The 3,496-nt window shown below is 75.0% G+C and carries 1 protein-coding gene; it reads left to right on the top strand.

All coding sequences use genetic code 11. The features are described 5' to 3' along the window. Positions 1-3,496: AAA family ATPase (locus AC08OX_RS16115; RefSeq protein WP_476608574.1), on the top strand; the 3,496-nt coding region annotated here is incomplete at both ends.

The raw sequence follows: 3,496 nt of genomic DNA, 5'->3' as shown, positions 1-3,496 counted from the left end.
GTGGACTGGCGGGCGTTGGACGGGGAGGTGTTCCTCTCCCACGTGAAGACCGCTGGCTATGTGGGGGCGGCGGCGCTGCGCCATGAGCTGTCCCGGCGGCGCGGACTGGCCTGGGGGCCGGTGCGTAACGGGGTGGCTGAACTCGCCGCCTTCCCCGCGCAGCTGCTGGCGGCGTTCTCCACCCGGCATGGGGAGGTCCAGGCCGAGTACGCCCAGCTCGTCGCCGACGGGTTGACGCCGGGTGGGGTGACCGAGGCGGCGGCGCAGCGCGGTTCCCGGGCGGCGAAGAAGGTCCTCGCTGACGCGCAGGTCCGCCGCATCCAACACGAACGGCTGACGGCCGCCGGATGGACGCCGCAGCGGGTCCGCGCCCTTGCCGCACCCGCCTCCCGGAACCGGGCCCCGGTCGACGGTGAGGACCTGGCCGGGTTGTGCGACCTGCTGACCGGCCCGGCCGGATTGACCGAGCACGACTCGACGTTCGACCGCCGTGCCGTGGTACGACGGGTGGCCGCCTGGGCCGCCGATCGGCTGCCCGCGGACGAGGTCGACCGGCTCACCGACCAGGTGTTGGCCGACCGGCGGATCGTCCTGCTCGGCCACAGCGCCGCCCGGGCCCGCCAGCAACCCGAGCCGGTGTACACGACGCAGGAACTGCTCGAGGTCGAGGACACCCTGCTGGCCCTCTGCCGGCAGGGCCGGGTTGAGGCCGGCGCGCAGCCGCGGATCCTCGTCGACCCGGCCACGCTCGAAGCCCATCTCGCCGCCGCGCAGCAGCGGCCGTCATCGGACGGCCCGGGTGGCGTCGGCGGCGAGGACGGCGGCGGCCAGGGGAGCGGTGGGCCGTCGGGGCCGGCGCTGTCGGCCGAGCAGATCACCCTCGTGCGCCGGCTGCTCACCTCCGGGGATCTGGTGCGGCCGGTCGTCGGGCCGGCGGGGTCGGGGAAGACCGAGGCGATGCGCCTGCTGACCCGGATCGTCCACGCCGGCGGCGGGCAGGTGTTCGCCGCCGCGCACGGGGGCCGGCAGACCGAGGAACTCACCGGCCGGATCGGGGTGGCCGGGCGGGTGGTGTCCGGCTGGCTGACCCTGCTCGATCACACTGAGGATCCGGGCCGGGTGTGGCCGGCGGGCAGCGTGGTCATCGTGGATGAGGCCACGCAGGTCTCGACCCGGGACGCCGCCCGACTGGCGCGGTATGCGTCTCGGACCGGGACCGTGCTGATCCTGCTCGGTGACCCGGCGCAGCTCGGCGCGGTCGGCGCCGGCGGCTGGTACGCCCATCTCGTCGCCTCCACCCCCGACGTGCCGGCGTTGGGCAGTCTGCACCGGCAGACCGGCGCGGCGCTTGCGCCGGTCCGCGCCGCCCTCGGCGCGCTGCGCGCCGACACCGGCGCGTCGGCGAGGAAGGCTCTCGAGCTGCTGGCCGCGGACGGGCGGATCCGCCTGTTCGACTCCCGCGAAGCACTGCTCGCCCAGGTTGTCAACGACTGGTACACCGAACGCACCGCACCGCACCCTCGAGGCGCCACCGACCCGGGCAGCGTGGACGGCGCGGGCAGCACGGAGGGCGACGGGTGGACGGCCGCCGGTCCGGGACGGCGCCGGTCAGGGGGTACGGTCCGGCCCCGACCCGCGGCAGCGTTGCACATGATGGCCGAGCGGACCCGCGACGTGGAGATCCTCGCCCGTGCCGCCCGTGACCGTCTCGCCGCCGACGGCACCCTGACCGGACCGGTCCTGACCGTGGCGGGCCGGGACTTCCAGGCCGGCGACGAGGTCATCACCCTGACCCAGACGGGTCACACCCTGATCCCCGCCGGTAAGCCCGCCTCGGCCTACAACCGTACTGGCACCCTCGGCCGGGTCACCGCCGTCCACCTGGATCCCGACCATCCTGACCGGCAGGCCCTCACCGTCCGCTTTCCCAGGAAGGGCAGCGTGCGGATGCCGTGGGAGTACCTCACCCACCGGTTCACCGATGGTCGCACCGGCGGTCTCGGCTACGCCTACGCGATCACTGCGGCGAAAGCCGAAGGCTCCTCCCTGCCCACCGCACGAGCCGTCGCCCCCGACGACACCAGCCGCGCCGGCCTCTACGTCATGCTCTCCCGAGCCCGGACCGATCTCGCGGCCTACGTCATCCGCCGGGCCGATCTCGAAGCCGACCTTGACGAAGAAGACTGGCTGCCCGTCCTGCGTGACCCGACCGGACCCCTCGAACGCTTCGCCGACCACCTCGCCCAGTCCCGCACCGAACGCCTCGCCAGCGAGTACGACCCGCTCGCCCACGCTGCCCACCGGCTGCGGCGCACCCACACCCTCGCCGGCCTCGCCCGACTCCCCGCACCCCCGCCATCCGGCGGCGCGCACCGCGCGGCCGGCGCGCCGCCCGCGCCGCCCGCGCCGCCCGCGCCGCCCGCCGTGCTGCGACGCGCGGAACTCGCCGCGGAAGCGGCCCTGCGCACCGCCGCCGTCGCCAACCCGCCCGCCGATCTCGTCGCTCGCATCGGGCCACGACCCGCCGCCGGCGCCGACCGCGCTCTGTGGGACCGGGCCGTCGGCGCCCTCGCCGTCCACCACGCCCGCTACCGGCCGGCCGTCCCACCTCACGACCCTGGACCCCCACCCTCATCCGGCGAACCGGCCGGCACCCTACGGGCCCGGTGGATGCTGCACCATGATCAGGCCACGCGCCTCGCTCGAACCTGGGCCGACGCTCTACCCCGCCGGGCCCGCGCCCGCTTCCACAGCCGCGCCGAACAGATCCCCCGCGCCCGTGCCATCGCCGGCCTGCACGCCCTGCTCGACAACGGCCATCAGCCCGCTGATCTTCTCGTCGCGTTGACCCGCGAGGACCGGAGCAGCGTCCGCACCGGCGCTGCCGTGCCCGACCACCGCGTCACCGACCTCTGCCAGCAGCGGGGACTCCACCCCACCGACTATCTCCTCCCCCCGCCGCGTCCGGCCCGCGACGAGTGGAACGAGCTCGTCGGCCTGCTCGACACCTGCGAGATCCACCACCTGGCCCGTCACCCCACCGCCCAGCTCGCCGCCGAACGCCGCCACCTCCGCGACGCTCAAGGCGCGACCGTCCCGCGGGCGAGGCCACACGGAGAAGGCAGCCGGGAAAGCACCGTCGAGGCACGCACCGGCCGCCAAGACAGGCTCCGGCTGATCGAGGAAGCCCTCGACCGGCAGATCGCGCACGCCGTGTTCCGGGCCGGTATCGACCCCGCCGACTACCTCACCGGATTCCTCGGTGCCCGTTCCAGCGCAGGCTTGGACGCCACCGGATGGGATAGCCGGGTCGAGGCCGTCGAGGGGTTCCGCCACCGCGACCTCGGCCTGCCCTACGGCACCCCGGCCACCACCGACGGCGAGACCGACCCGCTGCGCCGCGCCGTCGGCGACCGGCCCACCGATCCGGCCCTCGCGGAGGGCTACCGGGGAATACGTGCGCTGATCCGGGAGCACACCCCAACCCTCGATTTAT

This window comes from Frankia sp. CoBUL1 (genome assembly GCF_978021245.1).
Note: the sequence above shows the minus strand (reverse complement) of the source record. Positions and strands in the feature narration are given on the sequence as shown.